This window comes from Pseudomonas sp. S3(2024), from assembly GCF_036861315.1.
In the GTDB taxonomy this organism is placed as follows: domain Bacteria; phylum Pseudomonadota; class Gammaproteobacteria; order Pseudomonadales; family Pseudomonadaceae; genus Aquipseudomonas; species Aquipseudomonas putida_A.
Window position 1 is genome coordinate 156363 of the sequence record NZ_JAZAQQ010000007.1, and the last position, 21914, is coordinate 178276.

Consider the following 21914-nt stretch of genomic DNA (forward strand, 5'->3'; position numbering starts at 1 on the left):
CTCCTATCGGCGGATCGCCAGACGCTGCTCGAGGTAACGCAGCAGCATGGCAATGAGGTAACAGGCCGCGACATACAACGCCGTGGTCACCAGCCAGGTTTCGATCACCCGGTAGCTCTCAACGTTGATCTTGCGCGCGTAATAGGTCAGCTCCGGCACCGCAATCGCGGCGGCCAGCGAGGTGTCCTTGAACAGCGAGATGAAGTTGTTCGACAGCGCCGGCAGCACGTTGCGCAGCATCACCGGCACGGTGACGTAGGCCTTGACCTGCCACTCACCGAGTCCGATCGCCAGCCCCGCTTCGCGCTGGCCTTTGGGGATGCTCAGCAAGCCGCCACGGAACACTTCGGTCAGATAGGCACCGGCATACAGCGACAGCGTGATGATGAACGAGGGAATCTTGTCCAGACGGATCCCCAGGCTCGGCAAGGCAAAGTAGATCAACAGAATCAACACCAGAATCGGCGTATTACGCACCACCGTGACGTACACCGAGGCCAGCACCCGCAAGGCGCGATGCTTCGAGAGCAAGGCAAACGCCATCAGCAGGCCGATCACGCAGCCGATGGCGATCGACACCAGCGCCAGTTCAAGGCCCAGACCGAGCCCCGCCAGCAAGGTGTCGAAATCGCGCCACACGGCGGCAAAGTTCAACTGATAGTTCATGGTCAGCAGTACCTTGAGCGGGGCGCGTGCAGGCGCCCCACTCTCACGGGATCATTTGAATTCGACAGGGAAACCGATCGCCGGCGACGGCAGGTCGACACCGAACCATTGCTTGAAGGATGCCGCGTAAGTCGGGAACTCAACGCCGGTCATGGCTTCATGCAGAGTGGTGTTGACGAAGTTCAGCCAGTCCTGATCGCCGCGTTTGACTGCGCAGGCGTAGGTCTGTGGGCTCCACGCGTAGGTCGGGCTGCGGTAGCGGCCGGGGTTCTGCACCATCAGGTATTTGACCGACGACTGATCGGTAGCCGCGGCATCGGCACGGCCGGAGTTCACCGCCTGATACATCAGATCGACACTGTCGTACTGATCGACCTTGGCCTTGGGCAGCGCCTGATGCACCAATTCTTCGGCATAGACGTTTTGCAGCACGGCCACCGTAACGCTGTCACCGGCCGCCTGCAGGTCTTCGATTTCCTTGTACTTGCTGTTGGCCGGCAGCAGCAGGCCGACACCTTCGCGGTAGTACGGCAGGGTGAACGCCACTTGTTGCGCGCGGCTGGCGGTAACGGTGATGAACTGGCAGCTCATGTCGACCTTGTCGGTCAGCAGATTGGGAATTCGCGCGTCGGACGACTGCACGACGAACTCGACTTTGCTTGGGTCATTGAACAACCCCTTGGCCACCATCCTGGCGATGTCGATATCAAAGCCCTGCAACTTGCCGTCCGCACCCTGAAAGTGCCACGGCGCATTGGTGCTGCCGGTGCCGACAATCAGCTTGCCCCGGGCCAGAACACTGTCGAGCTTGCTATCGGCTGCCTGGGCCATGCCCATCACAGCGGACGAAGCCGCAAGAACAAAAACACACGCTTTGAACAACGAAGGACGGCGATGCATGGCAAGCACTCCAGGGTGATGTTTATTCCGCTATACCGGAACACGGTTTGTTACTACGGAATAGACAGCAGAAAGTGTGCCACAGGAATCACAGGGAAACTGTAGAGGGGTTAAATGTTTTTGGAATCAACGGGATGCAGGAAATGCGAAAAATGGAGTCAGGTGCGGGTACTGATGGGCTGCGCTACCTTAGGCTACAAATAACGAGTAGCAGGTTCCCAGATGGAGCACGAAGGGCTACTTCGGTGCAATGTGGTTAGCGATTGAAGGGGCCAGCTCTCCATATCTATCGGCAAGCGGCTTGGTCGTAGACCTCTCCCCGCTCTCTTCTCCCTACCGCAATCACGGTAACAACCAAAACCTGGTTCTTTACGCGATAGACCAGCCTGTATCCAGCACTGCGAAGCTTGATTTTGTAGGCGTTTCCCAACCCTCGGAGTCGATCGGCAGGAACGTGAGGATTGACCAGACGTGTAGAGAGCTTTTTCTTGAACTGATCCTGAAGTGCTGAATCAAGCTTTCTCCATTCCCTCCAGGCTTTCTCGGAAAACTCCAGCTCATAGGTCATCTATAGAGACCTTGATGGTGGGATCGTTTTCTCGCTCCTTGCACAGTGCGATCAGTTCCAGATCCTCAAGGCGATTCATCATCGCCTCATACTCCTTTGCGGGAACACAATAAAACGCTGGCTCATTTCGATTGAGGATTGCAACAGATTGGCCGCCACCGGCGGCCACGGTACCCATGGGGTTTCTTTTCAATTCAGAAATACTCGCAACGATATTAGAAAGGACTACGTGAGTCATGATGGTGCTCCCTGGAGTGCTGTTAATGGTGCTTAAAATAGCACTCCAAGACGGCTTCGACGCCTATCACTTATTACCGCCTTCTCTTTTATTGAGTGAAAAAAGGTATCACGTCCCGACATTCCACATTTCCGGGCTTCGTGTCGGGCCGGTCCTTCATAAAAGTGGGAAAAATCCCGCGAATCCACAGGCCACCTGTAATTTCTGACAGTAGACCTGTTCTTCACCCTTCTTTAACGTCATCGAACCTTCGAGGTCGTTGAAAAGGAGTTCTCAATGAGCGCTGCCAATACCATTTCCAATCTGGCTCCGGTTTACCGCAAAGCCCTGAAAACCTGGCGCCCGGTGATCCTGTATTTCGCCAATGAACACTGCCCCGCCTGCGAATGGGCCGGGCCGATTTTTCGTCAGATTGCCGAGCCGTACCGTCATCGCGCCAATATCTACATGCTTAACACCCGTGAGTCGCCGCGCCATCCGTTGGTCACCGGCACGCCGACGGTGCTGTTCTACAAGAACGGCAGGCTGGTGAAAAAACTCAAAGGCATCGGCACAGAGGAAACACTGGCGGCGGACTTTGCCCGGCATATTGGCAGGACCAGGGCACCGGTGGTGCAGCAGAAACCACGACATGACCTGCCGTGGTTGCGCCGCACATTGAGCAGGCTCTGCACAATCACGCGTGCGCATCGGCGGGTGATTTGAGGCAGTGCATTTCCCGTAATCGTTGCGGCGTCTGACACATCGCTTTCGCGGGCAAGCCCGCTCCCACAGGGGTCAACGTTGTTCACACATTTCGTGTACGACGCGTGCACTGTAGGAGCGGGCTTGCCCGCGAAGGGGTCGGCACCGTCAGCGCAAGGCTGCTGCCTTACGCAGAATCGCGCACCAGCAACACCTGCGTCACCCGTCGTTCCTCAACGGCTTTGACGGTCATTTGCCAGCCTGCGTACTGCAGCCGATCGCCGATCATCGGCAAGCGATCCAGCAGGCTCATCACCAGTCCGGCCAGGGTCTGATAGTCCTCGGTCGGTTCGGCGCCAAACCCGGTGCGCTGGCGAACACGCGTCAGGTTCAACGCGCCGTTGACGACAAAACCGCCCTGCTCCTCGATCACGTCCGGGCCTTCGATCTCGCTGGCATCGGGCAGTTCGCCGGCAATCGATTCGAGGATGTCGGTCATGGTCAACACACCGACGAAGTCACCGAATTCGTTGACCACGAAGGCGATGTGAGTCGACGCCGCGCGCATTTGCTCCAGCGCATTGAGGATCGAATAGCTGTCGAGCAGGTTGATGGTCTTGCGCGCCAGGTGCTCCAGGTTCGGCTCGGCACCGGCCAGGTATTCCTTGAGCAATTCCTTCTTGTGCACGAAGCCCAACGGTTCATCCACCGCGCCGTGGCGAATCAGCGGCAGACGTGAATACGACGAGTGCATCAATTTTGTGCGAATTGTCTCGGCGTCGTCGGCCAGATCGATGGTGTCGACATCCGCACGTACGGTCATCAGGTTCCGAATCGGCCGCTCGGCCAGTTGCAGCACGCCACTGATCATCACTCGCTCGCGGCGGTCGAACAGCTCCGCACTCGGGGCTTCGCCGTCATCCAGCAGATCGGAAATTTCCTCGCCGACCTCCTCCGCCTCCAGCTTGCGCCCGCCCAGCAGACGCATTACCGCGTAGGCCGTGCGCTCACGTATGGGGCGCAAGCCTTGCATCGAACGCTTGCGTCGGGCCCGGGCGATCTGGTTGAACACCTCGATCAGGATCGAGAAACCAATCGCCGCATACAGATAACCTTTCGGGATGTGGAAACCCAGGCCTTCGGCCGTCAGGGCGAAACCGATCATCATCAGGAAGCCCAGACACAGCATGATCACCGTCGGGTGCGCGTTGACGAAGCGGGTCAGCGGCTTGCTGGCGACGATCATCAGGCCGATGGAAATGATCACCGCGATCATCATCACCGCCAGTTCATCAACCATGCCGACGGCGGTGATTACCGCGTCCAGCGAGAACACCGCATCGAGCACCACGATCTGCGCGACGATTGGCCAGAACAGCGCGTAAGCGGCATTGGTCGAGCGCTGGCCGACGTGGCCTTCGAGTCGTTCGTGCAGCTCCATCGTCGCCTTGAACAGCAGGAATACACCACCGAACAGCATGATCAGGTCACGGCCGGAGAAGCTCTTGTCGAACACCTCGAACAACGGCTGCGTGAGGGTGACCAGCCAGGAAATACTCGCCAACAGGCCCAGGCGCATGATCAGCGCCAACGACAGGCCGATGATCCGCGCACGATCGCGCTGATGCGGCGGCAGTTTGTCTGCCAGGATCGCGATGAACACCAGGTTGTCGATACCCAGCACCAGCTCCAGCACGATCAAAGTCAACAAGCCTAACCAGGCCGTGGGATCCGCTAACCATTCCATAAAATGTCTCGATCTCTCTTCAGTGAATTCAGGCTGCCGGACACGGCAAAGTGCAACGCGAAGGCTCTGAAGCCGCGTTGTCAACGATAGACGGGAGTCGGAAAACCGGATGCTGCGAGTACGTCAAGACCGCGCCATGGCGCGTGGAGAAGGTACGACTGGGAGGCTCCAAGAGGGTGTTCATGCAAATCCTGAATGAAAAATGGCCTTGGAGCGTACAGGCTCAAGGCACATTTTCTACAGCGGCAAATCATTTCAAAATCTGTAAGAGCACAGGAAATTTGATTTTCCTGCAGGCCCTTTCGCGAGCAAGCCCGCTCCCACAGGGGTTATTCGTCGGACGCAGGTTCTGAGTTCAAAGAAGGTCCAACGTGGGAGCGGGCTTGCTCGCGAAGGGGTCATCAAACACACCACATCATCGCCCGGCAAAACGCAACCGCGACAACTGGCGCAAATCCCCTTCCACGTAATAATCGTTGGTCCAGCTGTCATCCACCGCCAATGGACTCACCTGCTTCAGTTCCAGCTTTTTCGCGAAATAGCGAAAGCGGTAATGCTCATAAAACCGCAGCAACTCCAGGCCATAGCGATCAGCCAGATCGGTGTCGCCACGAATGATCAGGAAGTTCTCGTCATTGCCGTTACTGGCTGACGTACTGAGGTTGTGACTGCCGCTGATGATGGTCGGCGCATCGGTGGTGAAGTCGGTGATCACGGCTTTGGTGTGCACCAGCAGGTTGCCCTTCTGGCCTTTCATGTTTTCCTTCAGCCAGCCTTCCAGCCCGGTGTTGAGTAATGCTGTGGCAGCGAATTCGGCGGTGCGGTCGGCATGAAACCCGGTGATGCTGCTCGCGGTGTTTTGCAGGCCGTAGCGCAGAATGTCGTCATGCGGTTTGCCGAGCAGCGCGTTGAGGATCGCGTCCGGCAAGGTGAACGCGGTGACGAACAGCACGTCCTTCCTGGCCGCCTCGATGATCTCGACGAACTCACGCAAATCGCCACCACCGCTGCGTGGCGAGAACCCGGCGAACAGCGCCTGTGTCGGGTCCATCGGGTTGTGTTCGGTGATCCAGCTGCGCGTCGCAGCGACGTCGGCCGGGTTGGCCCAGACTTCTTCGAAGGTTTGCAGATAACGCGCGGCAATCGTCACGTCGTCGAGCGTATGCACCACGTTGGCCTGGCGATACACGCCATTGGCGGTGAAATTGGTGCTACCGCACAGCACCGCCTGCGGTTGCCGCTGACCCGCGCCATCGACACGGCTGAGAACAATGAATTTGTCGTGAAAGATGTTATGGGTGACCCGGCCGCGCTTGTTCGCCATCGGCAATTTGGCAAGGTTCGTTTCGTTCAGGGTCGTATCGGGATCATCAGGTTGCGCGTGATACAGCACGCGCACCTGAACCCCTCGGGCAAATGCCGCATTCACTGCGTCGACGATCGCCTGCAACTGATACTCGTAGATCGCGATGTCCAGCCCCCACTGCGCGTCCACCGCACGTTCGATAAAGCCCAGCAATCGCTCCAGGAGTCCGTTCTCCAGCCACAGCCGCGCCGCGTCGGGCCAGGCCTCGATGGGGAAGTTCTTGTTGGCGCTGATCTGCGCGTCGAGGTCGGGAAATTTGCGCTGGAAGGCCTGACTGGCGGCCACGGCACGGTTGAATATCACGCTCTGGTTGGCCGGATGACCGTCGTCACTGGTGATGCTCAGCTCCAGTGATTCGCCAAGTTGTGGCGCGTCTGCCGTGCCGTAGGCCAGATGCACGCGATAATGCATGGTAGTGCCCGGATTGACCGCGTAATCGGCCCAGCGGAATTTCTGCAACGGCGCTTTATCGCTGGGCGTGGCGTGATACTGGGGAAACGTGTGTGCCTTGCCGGGAAATGTCAGGCTGTTGAACAGGAACAGCCAGGGTTTGTCGCCCTGCTGTTTCTCGATGGCAAAGCCGAGCAAGCCTTTGCGTCGAGGTTCGGCCAGGTCCATGGCGAGTAACACGCCGTTGGTGCCGGCGTAGGCCTTGACGCGAAAGTCGTCCTGAGGATTGGCGACCATTACCCGCATGATTCACTCCTTGTGATTGTGCTGGGGTGGAGCATAGAGCAGCTCTGCGGTTTTCGTTGATCCTGCATGATCCGAGGCGATGTCTTCGCGAGCAGGCTCGCTCCCACAGAGCAAGCGGTGTTCACCAACATTGTGGGAGCGAGCCTGCTCGCGAAGAGGCCCGCTCAGACTTCACACATCATCGATATGCCGATATTCCGCACTCAGCGCCGCCGCTAATTCCCGCGCCCGTGCCAATCGGATGGGCCCGCGCTCAATGTCGATCAACAATCCCGGACACTCCAGCGGCGGCATCGACGGTAAGGCTTTTAAACGCCCATCCGTGACCACCAGCAAGCGCTGCTGCTCGGCCGGGAAGCGCTTTTGTCGCTGCACCAGCCATTGCTGTGCCTGCGTCAATGCCGCCACCAACGGCGTGCCGCCGCCCGCCCCCAACGCCTCCAGCCAGGTGCGCAAGCCACTCGATGCTTTCAGACCTTGCACCTGCCATTTCGGCGCGCTGCCGCTTGCGGTCAGCAAGGCCAGTCGCGCGCGCTGCCGATAAGCATCATCGAACAATTGCGCGAGCAGGCCCTTGGCATCGCTCAGCGCCTGATGCCTACGGGTCGAAGCCGACGCATCGACGATCACCAGCCACAACTCATGGGGAGAACGAGTGCGCAACTGGAACTGCAGATCTTCTCGAGTCTGCGGCCGACCGTTGAGCAGCGTGCCCGGCCAGTTCACCCGGCCGCTGCGCGCGGCGTGGCGCTGGCCTTGGCGTCCATGATCGAGGCGACCGGCGCGGGGTCTGGCATTCGCCCCCGCGTCGGATCGGGGACGAATGCCGGTTACTTTTTTGGCCAGCTCGGCACTTCGCGACGGACACCGGTGGTCACTGCCGGGGCGGGCATATCACCCCACTGGCCCTGCCCTTCGCTCGGTTCGGCCTGGCTACTGGCCGGGTTTTGCGCGGGTGGCTGAGAGCTGGAAGAAGACGATTCACGACGGCGATGCCGCAGGGCAAATTCCGCCACGGCGTCGATGTCCTGCTCGGCAATCGCTTCGGCGCCGCGCCATGCCGCATGCGCACGGGCCGCACGCAGCCAGACCAGATCAGCACGCAAGCCATCGACGCCAGCAGCGAAGCAACGCTGGGTGATGCTCGCCAACGCGTCGTCATCCAGCGGGATGTTCGCCAAGGCGATGCGCGCCTGTTCGCAGCGCTCACGCAGCGCTTGCTGCTGGGCTTCCCACTGCACGCAGAACGCCTGTGGATCGCTGTCGAAATCCAGGCGGCGGCGGATGATCTGCCCGCGTTCGGTCGGCGCGGTGTGGCCGCTGAGGGCAACGTTCAGGCCGAAACGGTCAAGCAGCTGTGGCCGTAATTCACCCTCTTCCGGGTTCATCGTGCCGATCAATACAAATCGCGCCGAATGCCGATGGGAGATGCCGTCGCGCTCGATCAGGTTGGTACCACTGGCAGCCACATCGAGCAGCAGGTCGACCAGATGATCGGGCAGCAGGTTTACTTCATCGACGTACAGCACACCGCCGTCAGTCTTGGCCAAAACACCGGGAGAAAACTGCGCCCGCCCTTCACTCAGCGCGGCGTCGAGATCAAGAGTGCCGACCAGACGCTCTTCGGTGGCGCCCAATGGCAGCGTGACGAACTGTCCGCTCGCCAGCAGATCAGCCAAGCCACGGGCCAGGGTCGACTTGGCCATGCCGCGCGGGCCTTCGATCAGCACGCCACCGATTTTCGGGTCGATGGCGGTGAGGTACAGGGCGAGTTTCAGGTCATCGGCGCCGACCACGGCGGAGAGCGGGAAATGCGGGGTGTCGGTCATCTTCAATACTCGGTCATGGTCGGTGTGGATTCATTTCAGTGTAGGAGTGAGCCTGCTCGCGATAGCGGTGGGTCAGCGACAAATAGGTTGGCTGATACACCGCTATCGCGAGCAGGCTCACTCCTACAAAATGTTGTGGTGTGTCAGGTGTCTTCTTCTATATCCAGCAGCAGGTTTTCCAGTGCTTCTTTATACACGCCGGGTTCCTGCCACATCCCACGCTGCTGTGCTTCCAGCATGCGCTCGGTCATGTCGCGCAGCGCATGCGGATTGTGTTCACGAACAAAATCGCGGGTCGCCGGGTCGAGCAAGTAGGCGTCCGCCAGCAACGCGTACTGATGATCATCGATCAGTTGCGTGGTGGCGTCGAAAGCGAACAGGTTATCGACTGTCGCCGCCAGTTCGAAGGCGCCTTTATAGCCATGACGCTTGACCCCGTCGATCCATTTCGGATTGGCCGCCCGCGAGCGTATCACCCGGTTCAGTTCTTCTTTCAGGGTACGGATTTTCGGCAGATCCGGCTGACTGTGATCACCGTGATAACTCGCCGCCGCTTCGCCACGCAGGGTTTCCACCGCCGCGAGCATGCCGCCCTGAAACTGGTAATAGTCGTTGGAATCGAGCAAGTCGTGCTCGCGATTGTCCTGGTTCTGTAGCACCGCTTGCACCTGACTCAGACGCTGGACGAACTGTTCACGAGCGGCGGTGCCCTCGTCCGCCCCGCCGTAAGCGTAAGCGCCCCAATTCAGATAGACCTCGGCCAGATCCTCGCGACTCTGCCACAGGCGACCGTCGATGGCGCCCTGTACGCCCGCGCCATAGGCTCCGGGTTTGGCGCCGAAAATCCGCCAGCCGGCCTGGCGCCGCGCCGCGTCGGCATCCAGCCCCGATTGCAACAGCGCCTCGCGCTCGGCACGCACCTTCGCCGCCAGCGGGTTGAGGTCATCCGGTTCGTCCAGCGCCGCCACCGCTTGCACGGCGGCGTCGAACAGACGAATCAGGTTGGCAAAAGCATCGCGGAAAAAACCCGAGACCCGCAGCGTGACGTCGACCCGTGGCCGGTCGAGCAGGCTCAGCGGCAGAATCTCGAAATCATCGACGCGCTGACTGCCGGTGGCCCACACCGGGCGCACGCCCATTAGCGCCATGGCCTGAGCGATGTCGTCGCCGCCAGTGCGCATGGTCGCGGTGCCCCACACCGACAGGCCGAGCTGACGCAGGTGATCGCCGTGATCCTGCAAATGCCGCTCGAGAATCAACGTGGCGGACTGGAAACCGATGCGCCACGCGGTGGTGGTCGGCAGGTTGCGCACGTCCACCGAGTAGAAGTTGCGCCCGGTGGGCAACACGTCGAGACGGCCACGGCTGGGTGCGCCGCTTGGGCCGGCGGGGACGAAGCGACCGTTGAGGGCGTCAAGCAGACCGCGCATTTCGGCGGGGCCGCAGGCGTCGAGGCGTGGGGCGACGACTTCGCGCAGATTTTCAATGATTGCACTGACTTCAGCCCCCCTCGGTTCCTGTAGGAGTGAGCCTGCTCGCGATGGCGTCAGGTCAGGCAATTCAGTGTTGAATGACATACCGCTATCGCGAGCAGGCTCACTCCTACAAGGGGCGTGCAATGTTTCGGAGATCAGTTGGGTGGCGAATAGCTCAAGGCGTTCGCGGGTATCGCCGGCAGTGCGCCAGATTTCTTCGCTGAGGCTTTGCAGCTCTGGCGGACGCGGGCCGTTCCATGGATCGGCAAGCACACAATCCAGCGGATCAAAGCCCAACTCGAAGGCCTTGGCCAACGCCCGCAGCAGACTCGACTGCGCACCCTTGCCGTCGCCACGCGGAATGCGCAGCAAGGCCAGCAACGTATCGATGCGTAAACGCCCGGTCGGCGACTCGCCAAAGATGTGCAGGCCATCGCGGATCTGCGATTCCTTCAGGTCACACAGATAGGTGTCCAGACGCGGCAGCCAGATCGCTGCGTCGGCGTCGCTGTCCAGACCGGCGTCGAGTTGCAGTTCGCGGTCGATCTGCGTCTCGCGCACCAGTTGCAGAATGTCGCGCTGCAGCTCCCGCGCACGACGCGGATCGAGCAGTTGCGCCTCGTAATATTCGTCGGCCAGCAGTTCCAGATTGCGCAGCGGGCCGTAGGTTTCGGCACGGGTCAGCGGCGGCATCAGGTGGTCGATGATCACCGCTTGCGTGCGCCGCTTGGCCTGGGCGCCCTCGCCCGGGTCGTTGACGATAAACGGATAAATGTTCGGCAGCGGCCCGAGCAATGCGTCCGGCCAGCAATTTTCCGAGAGGCCGACGCCCTTGCCCGGCAACCATTCGAGGTTGCCGTGCTTGCCGACGTGAATCACCGCATGGGCACCGTAGGTGTTGCGCAGCCAGAAATAGAACGCCAGATAGCCATGCGGCGGCACCAGATCCGGGTCGTGATACACCGCACTCGGATCGACCTGATAACCGCGCGCCGGTTGAATGCCGACGAAGGTCAAGCCAAAACGCAGCCCGGCGATCATCATCCGCCCGTCGCGGCACATCGGATCGTTTTGCGGCGCGCCCCAGCGTTCCAGCACCGCCGCGCGATTGGCTTCCGGCAGCGCGTTGAACATCGCCAGATAGGCATCCATCGCCAGGCTTTGCTGGCACGGACGCAGGTCGATGCTGTCGAGGTCGTTGCTGACGCCGCCGAGCAATTGCTGGATTAACGCGGTGCCGCTGTCCGGCAACTCCGCCGTCAGCGGGAAGCCTTCCGCCTGCAACGCGCGCAGGATATTCAATGCCGCCGCCGGCGTGTCCAGACCGACGCCATTGCCGATCCGGCCGTCGCGAGTCGGGTAGTTGGCGAGGATCAGCGCGATGCGTTTTTCCGTGTTCGGCAGCCGCGCCAGATCGCTCCAGCGCCGCGCCAGTTCAGCGACGAAATCCATGCGTTCGGGTTGCGCCCGGTAGCAGACCACGTCGGACTGGCTGCGCTCGCTGCGCCAGGCCAGGTCCTTGAAGCTGATCGGCCGGCTGATGATGCGCCCGTCGAGTTCCGGCAAGGCAATGTGCATCGCCAGGTCCCGTGGCCCCAGGCCTTGCTCGCTGTCGCGCCAGCCCGGCTCGTTGTCCTGAGCACAGATCGCCTGAATCACCGGAATATTGCGCCGGAACGGGCGCAGATGCGGGGCTTCTGGACTGGACTGCGCGAAACCGGTGGTGTTGAGAATCACCGCCGCCTCGACCTCGTCCAGCCAGTCCTCGACCACGCTCAGACAGCCGGGTTCTTTCAGGCTGGCGACGGCGATCGGCAACGGATTGAGCCCCGCCGCCTGCAAGCGCTGGCAGAACACGTCGATGAACGCGGTGTTTGCCGCTTGCAAGTGCGAGCGATAAAACAACACCGCCGCGACCGGTTGACCGGGCAGCCATTCGGCTTGCCAGTCGCTCAGTGCGGCGGTGTTATTCTGTGGCTGGTAAATCGCCGTGCGCGGCAGCGCTTGCGGTTCGCCCCAGGCGTAGTCGCGCCCCAGCCAGCGGTTGGCCAGACAATGAAAGAAATCCAGCGCATTGCCCATGCCGCCCTGACGCAGGAACTGCCAGAGGCGGTCGCGATCTTCGGCGGGCACCGTGCTCAGGTCGCTGAGTTCCGGGTCGGGACGATCATCGCCCGGCACCAGAATCACCTGCACCCCGCGCTCGGCCAACTCCACCAGACGCTCGACGCCATAACGCCAATAGGCAATGCCGCCGTGCAGCGAAATCAAAATAACCTTGGCGTGCCGCAGCACTTCATCGACATACAAATCGACCGAAGCATGATTCTGCACCTGCATCGGATTGGCCAGGCGCAGGCTCGGGTAATCCTCGGGCAATTGCTGCGCGGCTTCGGCGAGCAGCGCCAGGCTGGAATCGCCGCTGCACAGGATCACCAGCTCGGCGGGGGTTTGTCCAAGGTCGGCAATGTTGTCATCCGACACGAAACCGCCGGGCTGGGTCCTGAGCAGGTGCATCGCTTAAACGCTGAGCGCGGCGCGCAGTTGCGCTTCGAGTTGCGCGGCGTCGAGTTCCTGACCGATCAGCACCAGACGGGTGACGCGCGCTTCATCAGCGCCCCACTGGCGGTCGAAGTGCTTGTCGAAACGCGTGCCCACGCCTTGAATCAACAGGCGCATCGGCTTGTTCGGAATCGCCGCGAAGCCCTTCACACGCAGGATGCCATGCTTGACCACCAACTGCGTCAGCGCGTCGAGCAGCAGGCTTTCGTCGGCTTGCGGCAGTTCGATGGAGATCGAATCGAAGGCGTCGTGATCGTGGTCATCGTGGTCGTCATCACCGTCGTGATGGTGATCGTGATGGCTGTGGCGGCTGTCGATATGTTCTTCGGATCCGGCACCGAGACCGATCAGCACGTCCAGTGGCAGGCGACCGTTGCTGGCTTCGATGATCTTCACTGCTGGCGGCAGTTCTTCGGCGACTTCGGCGCGAACGCGAGCCAGATCTTCGGCGCTGGTCTGGTCGGCCTTGTTGAGGATCACCAGATCGGCGCTGGCCAGTTGGTCGGCGAACAGCTCATGAAGTGGCGATTCGTGATCCAGGTTCGGATCGAGTTTGCGCTGGGCATCGACCTGATCGGGGAACGCGGCGAAAGTGCCGGCGGCCACGGCCGGGCTGTCGACCACGGTGATCACCGCATCCACCGTGCAGGCACTGCGGATTTCCGGCCACTGGAAGGCTTGTACCAGCGGTTTTGGCAGGGCCAGACCGGACGTCTCGATCAGGATGTGATCGAGGTCACCGCGCCGGGCGACCAGTTCACGCATCACCGGGAAGAACTCTTCCTGCACCGTGCAGCACAGGCAACCGTTGGCCAGTTCGTAGACGCGGCCAGTGGCTTCTTCTTCGGTGCAGCCGATGGTGCATTGCTTGAGGATCTCACCGTCGATGCCCAGTTCGCCGAATTCGTTGACGATCACGGCGATGCGACGGCCCTGAGCGTTGTCGAGCATGTGTCGCAGCAAGGTGGTTTTGCCCGAGCCGAGGAAACCGGTGACGATGGTGACGGGGAGTTTGGCCAGTGTTTTCATCGGATGCCCTTTGGCAAGGTGGCGGGCATACGGGACGAGATCCGCTGCGAGCGTGCGCGCGGAAGAATTCGCCACCGGATCACCCCGCCCGGTTGTAGTGAGAAATCTGTGACGAGGCAGGTCTCCTGGCTGACGGTGTTCGGGCCTTGGGCCCGGCGTTCGCTGCGCCTTCCCGCGGGCTCAGTGGATTGAGCTGGCAGTGGCGTGGCAACGAACTTCACCGTTCACAGTTGCGGGGGCAGCCGCGGCTTTGACCGCGTTCCCTTCTTAGCTTCGGCGTGGGCCGAAGAACCTCGAAAGCGCAAGGCTACGCATGGCTTGAGGATGGGTCAATGCTTTGGTTTTTTTTGGATTGGGGGCATATCCGTTGCTGCGGGGGTTGCCGCTGGCGGTTTCGCTCTTACAGCGAGTCACTTTTTCCAAACGCTGGGTTTGAGGTTTGGGATTTGGGGTTTGGGGGGCATATCCGTTTCTTCGGGTGTTGCCTCTGGCGGTTTCGCTCTTACAGCGAGTCACCTTTTCCAAACGCCGAAAAGGTAACCCAAAAGGCTTTGCCCCGGCGTACGGCACTTCGCTTAGGCTCAGTGTTCCCTCGCTACGGTGTCCATCCGGGGGCATCGCCTACGGTTTGCTTCGCTGCACCTCCTCTCGATGTATGCGGCTTCGCCGCATGGCGCTGCGCGCCTTCCCCCTGATGGACACCTACGCTCGGCCTGCCGAAGGGGCAGAAGATCAAAAGCCACATCAAAAGCCAGAGCCAGAGCCAAAGCCAAAGCCAAAGCCAAAGCCAAAGCCAAAGCCAAAGCCAAAGCCAAAGCCAAAGCCAAAGCAGATCAAAAGATCGCAGCCTTCGGCAGCTCCTACACGGGAGTGGGTGTATTCAGTTAGAGATTGGTCGGCTGTCAGGCCGCCTTCGCGAGCAAGCCCGCTCCCACAGTTTAGATTGTGTACAGCCCCATGCGGCGCAGCCGCCCCACTCAACACGATGAGCGTTAGCTCGAGTACCGCTTTTGATCTGAGGGCCCGTCGGCAGGCTGAGTGGAGGGATTTATCCGGGGGTGGGAGCGCAGCGACCGTTTGGCGCAGCCAAACACAGCGAGAAGAGGTGCAGCGAAGCAAACCGTAGGCGCTGCCCCCGGATGAATACCGGAGCGAAGGAACCCGAGCCTAAGCGAGGGCCGAACGTCAGGGCATAGACCTTTTGGTTACTTTTGGGGCGTTTGCCAAAAGTGACCCGCCGTCAGGGCGGAACCCTAAGTGGCCGTTACCGCAGCAACGGATATGCCCCCAATCCCAATTGACTCAAATCCTCCCCTCATGGTCTCCTACACAACTTGTTACGGGTGCCCTTCACAGGGTGAAACGGGAAACCGGTGAATCATGTGCTTTACTCAAAGCCATGTCAGTCCGGTGCTGCCCCCGCAACGGTAAGCGAGCGAAGCGTCAAATCCACTGTGCCATACGGCATGGGAAGGTGACGCTTGCAGGTCGGCCAGACGCCAACCCCTCGTGAGCCCGGAGACCGGCCCGCAACACACAGTGCGCAGTTTGCGTCGCTGAACATAACAAACCCGCGGTGGGCGGGCGCTGTTCGAACCTTTGCGTGCCCGACTCGCAGGGGTTTTCATGCGCTCTATATCACCCGCTGACACTCCAGAGGGAAGCGCCATGTCGATCATCAGCAGCACCGGCAGCAACACCGACAAAATCTCCAGCACCGCCACCTTGAGCCAACGCCTGACCGCCGCAATCTTCGCGTCGATTCTGGGGGCCAGCCTTGTGTACTTCGCCGGTTTCTCGCACATCGAAGCGGTGCATAACGCCGCCCACGATACCCGCCACAGCGCCGCGTTCCCGTGCCACTGAGACCTGCCGACATGATCAAGCGTATCGCGCAAACCGCAGGTTTCACCGGCCTGCTGGCCGCCCTGCTGCTGACGTTGCTGCAAAGTTTCTGGGTCTCGCCGCTGATTCTACAAGCCGAAACCTTCGAGAAGTCCGAACCGGTGGCCGTTCACGAACACGCCGCCGGTACGGCTGCTCACAACCATGACGCCGAAGCCTGGGAGCCGGAGGACGGCTGGCAACGCGTGGTCTCGACCACCGGCGGCAATCTGGTGGTGGCAGTCGGTTTCGCCCTGATGCTCGCCGGCCTGTACACCTTGCGTGCACCGACCAAAACCTCGCAAGGCCTGCTCTGGGGCCTGGCCGGCTACGCGACCTTCGTCCTTGCGCCGACCCTGGGCCTGCCGCCTGAACTGCCGGGCACCGCCGCAGCCGATCTGGCTTCGCGGCAAACCTGGTGGATCGGCACCGCTGCCTCCACCGCTGTTGGCCTGGCGTTGATTGTGTTCAGCCGCCACTGGTTGATGAAGTTGCTGGGCGTGGCGATCCTGGCCGTGCCGCACGTGATCGGCGCTCCGCAACCGGAAGTGCATTCGATGCTCGCTCCGGAAGCGCTGGAAACCCAGTTCAAAATCGCTTCGCAGTTGACCAACGTGGCGTTCTGGCTGGCCCTGGGCCTGATCAGCGCCTGGTTGTTCCGCCGCAAAAGCGATGGTCAGTACCACGCATGACCGATGACCGCGCAGCGCCGACCTTTGTGGTCGGCCTGGGCTGCCAGCGCGGCTGCCCGGTCAGCACGCTGCGCGCGTTACTCGATCAGGCGTTGCAGGCGCATCGTATAGAACTTGAAGCGGTCAAGGCCTTGGCCAGCATCGATCTTAAACGCGATGAACCCGGCCTGCAGGAACTGGCCAGTCAACTGGCGCTGCCGCTGTTGTATTTCAGCAGCGACGAACTGGCCAATTATCAGCAACGCCTGAGCCACCATTCGCAGATCGCCTACGAGCGCACCGGTTGCTACGGCGTGGCGGAAAGTGCCGCCCTGGCCCTCGCCGAGCAGTTGATTCAAGCACCGGCAAAACTGCTGATTTCCCGGCAAAAATACGCTCAGGCAACCTTGGCATTGGCCGGCGCTGCGTAAATTCCCGATAATCCCCCCGCTTGATCATGAGCAATCTTCATCTGAAGCGTTGCCCTGCCCCGTTTTTCACAGGATTTCTTCATGACCGTCTACTTCATCGGCGCCGGCCCCGGCGACCCGGAATTGATCACCGTCAAAGGCCAGCGGCTGATCCGCAGTTGCCCGGTGATCATCTACGCAGGCTCGCTGGTACCGGCCGCTGTGCTGGAGGGGCATCAGGCTGAAACCGTGGTCAACAGCGCCGAATTGCATCTGGAGCAGATCATTGAATTGATCAAATCCGCCCATGCCAATGGCCAGGACGTGGCGCGGGTGCATTCGGGTGATCCGAGCCTGTATGGCGCGATTGGCGAGCAGATTCGTTATTTGCGCGAGCTGCAGATTCCGTTCGAGATCATTCCCGGCGTCACCGCGACCGCAGCGTGTGCAGCCTTGCTAGGCGCGGAACTGACACTGCCGGACGTGTCGCAGAGCGTGATTCTGACCCGCTACGCGGACAAGACCGCAATGCCGGCGGGTGAGGAGTTGAGCAGTCTGGCGCAGCATGGCGCGACCATGGCGATTCATCTGGGGGTCAATCATCTGCAGAAAATCATCGCTGAACTGCTGCCGTATTACGGCGCGGATTGCCCGATTGCGGTGATTCACCGGGCGACATGGCCGGATCAGGACTGGGTGGTGGGGACGCTGGAAGATATTGCCGAGAAAGTTGCGGCCAAGGGGTTTCGGCGCACAGCGTTGATTCTGGTCGGGCGGGTGTTGGGCAGTGAGGTGTTTAGCGAGTCGTCGCTGTATCGCGCGGGGCATGCACACCTCTATCGCCCATGAAGGCCCTTTCGCGAGCAAGCCCGCTCCCACATTTGGAATGCGCCCAAATGTGGGAGCGGGCTTGCTCGCGAAGGCATCATTGAATTTCACGCAAAAAAAACGGCGCTCACGGGGCGCCGTTTTTCGTGTTCGCAGTGAACACCTTACTCAGTAGTAGGCGTTTTCTTTCTGCGTGTGGTCGGTCACGTCGCGCACACCTTTGAGCTCTGGAATACGTTCGAGCAAGGTGCGCTCGATGCCTTCCTTCAGGGTCACATCGGCCTGGCCGCAGCCCTGGCAACCACCACCGAACTGCAACACGGCGATGCCGTCCTCGACCACATCGATCAGGCTGACCTGACCACCGTGACTGGCCAGCCCCGGGTTGATTTCGGTTTGCAGGTAGTAGTTGATGCGCTCGTTGACCGGGCTGTCGGCGTTGACCATCGGCACTTTGGCGTTTGGCGCCTTGATGGTCAGCTGGCCGCCCATGCGGTCGGTGGCGTAATCGACGACGGCGTCGTCAAGGAACGCTTCGCTGAACGAGTCGATATAGGCAGTGAAGCTTTTCAGCCCCAGCGCGGTATCTTCAGGTTTTTCTTCGCCCGGCTTGCAGTAGGCAATGCAGGTTTCGGCGTACTGGGTGCCAGGCTGGGTGATGAAGACGCGGATGCCGATGCCCGGGGTGTTCTGCTTGGAGAGCAGATCGGCCAGGTAATCGTGGGCGGCGTCGGTAATGGTAATAGCGGTCATGGAAACTCCTCGCAGGCTTGGGCGCAGTTTACGCCAATCATTGCGCCGGACAAAGTCCTAGTATTTTTGTCGGGAAAGATTCTCGACAGGTGCGCGCATCGGTTCGCCCTCGATCCGCGCTTTAAGCCACTGATAGCTGCGTTTTTCCACCCATTCGTAGCTCAACCATGACCCCCCACCAATCGCCAGAGCGCAGACGATGAACATCAGATACGGGTTGATTCCGTAGCGTCGCGCGATAAAACCACCAACCGACAACACCAACACGTGCATCAGATACACCGAATAGGAACAGTCACCGAGCCATTTCATCACCCGATTGCGCTCGACGTAGCGCTCCAGCGCCATGCAAGCCATCACCAGCACCGCGCTCGGCACGCCCCAGTTCAATAACCTTGGCGCCGGTGCCAGGTGATAGATCGCCATCATCGCAGCGCCCATCGCCAACAGCGGCAGCCACAGGCCGGCGCCAATCCAGCCCCGGCGATAGAGCACGCCAATGCCGATCCCCAGCAGAAACTCGTAGACGATGTCGGAACGGTAAAACTCGTTGAGCCAGCCGAACGCCTGACACACCGAAAACAGCAACGCGGCGACCACCAGCAAACGCACCTGCCAGCGGAACACCAGCGCGCATGCAAACAACACATAGAAGAGCATTTCGTAGTTGAGCGTCCAGCCGACATTCAGCGTCGGATAAATCCCGTAGCCGCCGGGGTTTTGCGCAGGAATGAATAACAGCGACGCGAGGAAATGCGCCCAGTCCACCGTCTGATCCGGCAACATTGGCCGGGCGAACAGCACCAGCAACGCCATCAACAGCGTGTACAGCCAGTACGCCGGGACGATGCGAAAAAGTCGGTACAGCAGGAAGCGCGCGGGCGGCAGTGCTTTGCTTTCGGTGGAGAGGAAAATCACCAGACCACTGATGACGAAGAAAACATCGACGCCGACTGCGCCTTTGTCGATGAAGAACTGCCCGACCGGGCCGCGCGCCTTGAAGTCGAAGAAAATCTGCATGAAGTGGTGACAGACCACCGTCCACGCGGCAAGCGCTCGCAGGGCCTGCACTGAAATCAACATGATCGGCTCCTGTCCACAACTCTCAAAACCACCACCGACCCCTTGTAGGAGTGAGCCTGCTCGCGATGACGGCATGTCAGGCGACAACCATTCTGAATGGACTGACGCCATCGCGAGCAGGCTCACTCCTACAGGGAATGTGCGGTGTTGCCAAGAATTAGGACAGTCGACCTGTATTAAACGATCAAAGATTCTCGTAGCGGTTCATGTCCAGCACGCCCTCTTCCACCGGGTCGGTTTCGTGGATGTATTGGCTCAGGTCGTGGAAATAGAACCAGAATTGCGGATGACTGCGACGAATCCCCCAGCGTTCGACGATTTTCTCGAAACGATCGGCATCCTTGGCATTCTCCATGGCATCGACAAACTCCGGCACTTGTTCGGCTGGAATGTTGAAGATGAAATTCGGATAGCTGCTCAGTACGCCCGGGTAGATGGTCAACGTGTCCAGCCCTGGCTGATAGCGCAGCGACTCGCCCAACAGAAACGCCACGTTGCTGTGCGCGCGATTGCGCAGCAGGCTGTACACCTCGCGTTTGCCGCTGCGGGTTTCAATGCGCAGCATGGTCGCTTCCGGCAATTGGTCGATGACCTTCAAACCGGCGGCCGGACGCGACGTCAGGCGGCTCAGCGCCTGCTCGGCATTTTGCAGCGCCGGGTCGATATTCGGCCGCGAGCAGTAGGCGCCGTCACAGCGGTTGATCGGATCCGGTCGCGCATTCAGATCGCCGTAACGCGCCAGCAACTGCATGGCGAAATCGTATTTCGGGTCCTTCGGATCGAGTTTCAGCGCGGTCGGTTTGTCGTCGTCGATCGCCTCATAGTCGAGCCACATCTTGAACTGGCCGCTGCTTTGGTACCAATCGTCGAGGTAGTCCTCGCGGGAATCGGCCGGCATCAGGCGCAGGAAGTTCTGCTCGGCGCCGTTGCGGATCAGGTCGAAATACAGACGAGTCTGCGCCTGATGGGAGACGTTGCCGAACACATCGAAGTTGACCGCCAACTGATAATAGGTGCGCTCCAGCAGCGGATAGTCGAACAGCCACATGGTCTGTGGCACTTCGCCGATCAGGCCTTTGGTCACCGACGCACTGTCGAAGTGGCGAAAAATGCTCAGCAGCGCGTTGTCGTTGCCGGCCCACAGGGTTGACCAGCTCGGAGCCGGCAGTTCGGCGTAACTGTCGCGGCGCAGGGCTTCGTATTCGTTGCGCTTGTTGCGGTAGTTGTGCCACAGGCTCAGCACACTGCCGACGTCATCGTTCTGCCCAGGCATTGCCAGCAACGGCGTGGCCTGGCCGCGATAGTTGGGGTCGGTGATGTACAGGTCATGTTCCGGGGCCTGGAACAGCGCCCAGAAGTTGTCGCGAATCACATCCGTCGCAATCTGCCCACGGCACACCGGCCCGCGAATAAAGGTGCGGACGAAGTATTCGGCGTTATCGAGCATGAACTGATAACGCGCCTGCGCCGGAATCGCCTCGAAGGTGGCGAACGGGTTGGCCCGGCTCTGCGGGCCGTAACCCGGCAACGCATTGACCTGCCAGTTGCCGCTGTAGAACAGACTCTTGACCCGCGCCATCTTCGCCGCACTCAGCGGATAGGTGATGTGGGTCTTGTGCACGATCACCCCTTGCACCGGCCACAGGCGGTAGTAAACCTGGGTGCCCGGATCGTCATTCGGGCGACGGGTGGCGATCAGGTCGATCGGCTGCCCTGTCGGCGTGCGCGAACGCACCCACTGGAAGTAGTGCCCCGGCTCGCCGTCCTTGAAATAGATATGCGCGAGGAACCAGTGTTCGAACAGCCAGCGCCCGACCAGACTCTGCCGCGCCCCCGGCGCATTGAGCAGGTTTTCCCACTGGACGATTTGCAGCGCTTCCCTGGCGCTCGGCGTCAACCCCTGCTCGTCGATCGGCGCACCGGACGCCAGCCAGCGCTGCAGGGTCTGGTATTGCTGATCGGTCAGCCCGGTCACCGCCAGCGGCATGCCTTCTTTCGGGTGGGCGCCGGCATAGCCGTCAAACTCGGCGGGCATCGCGCACATGTTTTCCCGTTGCAGGCCGAGCACGATGTCTTCCGGCAGCTTGGCATTCGGGGTCAGCGGGGTTTTGTGGCCCAGTTCCAGCATCCGCGCCATCAGCGCCGCTTGGCTACCCTGGGCATCGAGTACCGAATAAAAGCCCTTCTGCTGCCAGGCACGTTTGCCGAAGGCGTCGTAGAACAGCCGCGTGGTCGGCGCCGCCTGAGTGCGTTCGCCGTCGTAGACCGGCATCTTGCTTGCGCCCCGCCCTGCGCCTTCGCCGCTGCCCAGATTGAGCTGGCACGCCGAGTCGTAGCAGGCATGGCAGGCCACACACTTCTCGGTGAAGATTGGCTGGATGTCACGCGTATATGAAATAGAAGGTGAGATCGCGGGTTCCTGCGCAATGGCGCCCCAGCTTAAGAACAGCAAGAAAATGCTGATGACGCGGTACGACATGCCCAAGATCCCGATCGTGAAAAAAACGCCCGCGATTCTACAGTAT

Annotated in this window: 18 protein-coding genes and 2 riboswitches; of the genes, 5 read left to right on the top strand and 13 right to left on the bottom strand. The window is 60.6% G+C overall.

Annotated elements, in window-relative coordinates; translation table 11 throughout:
* Window positions 1-3 precede the first annotated feature (3 nt).
* The 4 genes from VLA07_RS18960 to VLA07_RS18975 form a co-directional block, all read right to left on the bottom strand.
* Window positions 4-666 (bottom strand): amino acid ABC transporter permease, encoded by a 663-nt coding sequence (locus tag VLA07_RS18960; RefSeq protein ID WP_003225455.1) that lies wholly within the window; start codon window positions 664-666, stop codon window positions 4-6.
* Window positions 667-717: 51 nt separating this feature from the next.
* Entirely contained in the window at window positions 718-1566 is an 849-nt protein-coding gene (locus VLA07_RS18965; protein ID WP_098964184.1) for a transporter substrate-binding domain-containing protein, read from the bottom strand.
* Window positions 1567-1852: 286 nt separating this feature from the next.
* Window positions 1853-2134, bottom strand: a complete 282-nt coding sequence (locus tag VLA07_RS18970; RefSeq protein ID WP_333990473.1) for a type II toxin-antitoxin system RelE family toxin — start codon at window positions 2132-2134, stop codon at window positions 1853-1855.
* Window positions 2124-2372: a type II toxin-antitoxin system Phd/YefM family antitoxin gene (locus tag VLA07_RS18975; protein ID WP_003225462.1), complete on the bottom strand. Its 249-nt coding sequence runs from the start codon at window positions 2370-2372 to the stop codon at window positions 2124-2126. The genes VLA07_RS18970 and VLA07_RS18975 overlap by 11 nt, the downstream gene beginning before the upstream one ends.
* A gap of 276 nt (window positions 2373-2648) precedes the next feature.
* Here VLA07_RS18975 and VLA07_RS18980 point away from each other — a divergent pair, with 276 nt between their 5' ends.
* A complete protein-coding gene (locus VLA07_RS18980) occupies window positions 2649-3077 on the top strand; it encodes a thioredoxin family protein (protein ID WP_027612652.1) in 429 nt (142 codons plus the stop codon).
* A 166-nt stretch (window positions 3078-3243) separates the two neighbouring features.
* Here VLA07_RS18980 and VLA07_RS18985 read toward each other — a convergent pair whose 3' ends face one another.
* From VLA07_RS18985 to cobW, 6 genes are all read right to left on the bottom strand, one after another.
* Window positions 3244-4803, bottom strand: coding sequence for a TerC family protein (locus VLA07_RS18985; RefSeq protein ID WP_333990477.1), 1560 nt, complete (start codon window positions 4801-4803; stop codon window positions 3244-3246).
* A 415-nt stretch (window positions 4804-5218) separates the two neighbouring features.
* Window positions 5219-6865 carry a phospholipase D-like domain-containing protein gene (locus tag VLA07_RS18990; RefSeq protein WP_333990480.1) on the bottom strand — a complete coding sequence of 549 codons (1647 nt, stop codon included), beginning with the start codon at window positions 6863-6865 and terminating at the stop codon, window positions 5219-5221.
* 171 nt (window positions 6866-7036) lie between these two features.
* Window positions 7037-7711, bottom strand: coding sequence for a vWA domain-containing protein (locus tag VLA07_RS18995; protein WP_442969554.1), 675 nt, complete (start codon window positions 7709-7711; stop codon window positions 7037-7039).
* Window positions 7696-8694, bottom strand: a complete 999-nt coding sequence (locus VLA07_RS19000) for an ATP-binding protein (protein ID WP_333990484.1) — start codon at window positions 8692-8694, stop codon at window positions 7696-7698. Before VLA07_RS19000 ends, VLA07_RS18995 begins: the two co-directional genes overlap by 16 nt.
* A gap of 143 nt (window positions 8695-8837) precedes the next feature.
* On the bottom strand, window positions 8838-12686 hold the full coding sequence (cobN, locus tag VLA07_RS19005) for a cobaltochelatase subunit CobN (protein WP_333990486.1): 3849 nt from the start codon (window positions 12684-12686) through the stop codon (window positions 8838-8840).
* Between the two features lie 3 nt (window positions 12687-12689).
* Window positions 12690-13760 carry a cobalamin biosynthesis protein CobW gene (cobW, locus tag VLA07_RS19010; protein WP_103485159.1) on the bottom strand — a complete coding sequence of 357 codons (1071 nt, stop codon included), beginning with the start codon at window positions 13758-13760 and terminating at the stop codon, window positions 12690-12692.
* 98 nt (window positions 13761-13858) lie between these two features.
* A riboswitch (cobalamin riboswitch) is annotated at window positions 13859-14071 on the bottom strand.
* Window positions 14072-15084: 1013 nt separating this feature from the next.
* A riboswitch (cobalamin riboswitch) is annotated at window positions 15085-15305 on the top strand.
* Between the two features lie 123 nt (window positions 15306-15428).
* Between cobW and VLA07_RS19015 the strand changes: the two genes are divergently transcribed.
* From VLA07_RS19015 to cobM, 4 genes are all read left to right on the top strand, one after another.
* A complete protein-coding gene (locus VLA07_RS19015; RefSeq protein ID WP_003225486.1) occupies window positions 15429-15626 on the top strand; it encodes a CbtB domain-containing protein in 198 nt (65 codons plus the stop codon).
* An 11-nt stretch (window positions 15627-15637) separates the two neighbouring features.
* On the top strand, window positions 15638-16336 hold the full coding sequence (locus tag VLA07_RS19020) for a CbtA family protein (RefSeq protein ID WP_247269185.1): 699 nt from the start codon (window positions 15638-15640) through the stop codon (window positions 16334-16336).
* Entirely contained in the window at window positions 16333-16746 is a 414-nt protein-coding gene (locus tag VLA07_RS19025; protein WP_098964192.1) for a cobalamin biosynthesis protein, read from the top strand. Before VLA07_RS19020 ends, VLA07_RS19025 begins: the two co-directional genes overlap by 4 nt.
* Before the next feature lie 81 nt (window positions 16747-16827).
* Window positions 16828-17574 (top strand): precorrin-4 C(11)-methyltransferase, encoded by a 747-nt coding sequence (cobM, locus tag VLA07_RS19030; RefSeq protein WP_333990492.1) that lies wholly within the window; start codon window positions 16828-16830, stop codon window positions 17572-17574.
* Window positions 17575-17721: 147 nt separating this feature from the next.
* Here cobM and nfuA read toward each other — a convergent pair whose 3' ends face one another.
* The 3 genes from nfuA to VLA07_RS19045 form a co-directional block, all read right to left on the bottom strand.
* Window positions 17722-18306 carry a Fe-S biogenesis protein NfuA gene (nfuA, locus tag VLA07_RS19035; protein ID WP_003225494.1) on the bottom strand — a complete coding sequence of 195 codons (585 nt, stop codon included), beginning with the start codon at window positions 18304-18306 and terminating at the stop codon, window positions 17722-17724.
* 57 nt (window positions 18307-18363) lie between these two features.
* A complete protein-coding gene (locus tag VLA07_RS19040) occupies window positions 18364-19389 on the bottom strand; it encodes an acyltransferase family protein (protein WP_247269183.1) in 1026 nt (341 codons plus the stop codon).
* A gap of 184 nt (window positions 19390-19573) precedes the next feature.
* Complete coding sequence (locus VLA07_RS19045) at window positions 19574-21868, bottom strand: fatty acid cis/trans isomerase (protein WP_333990504.1); 2295 nt, start codon at window positions 21866-21868, stop codon at window positions 19574-19576.
* Between the last annotated feature and the right edge of the window lie 46 nt (window positions 21869-21914).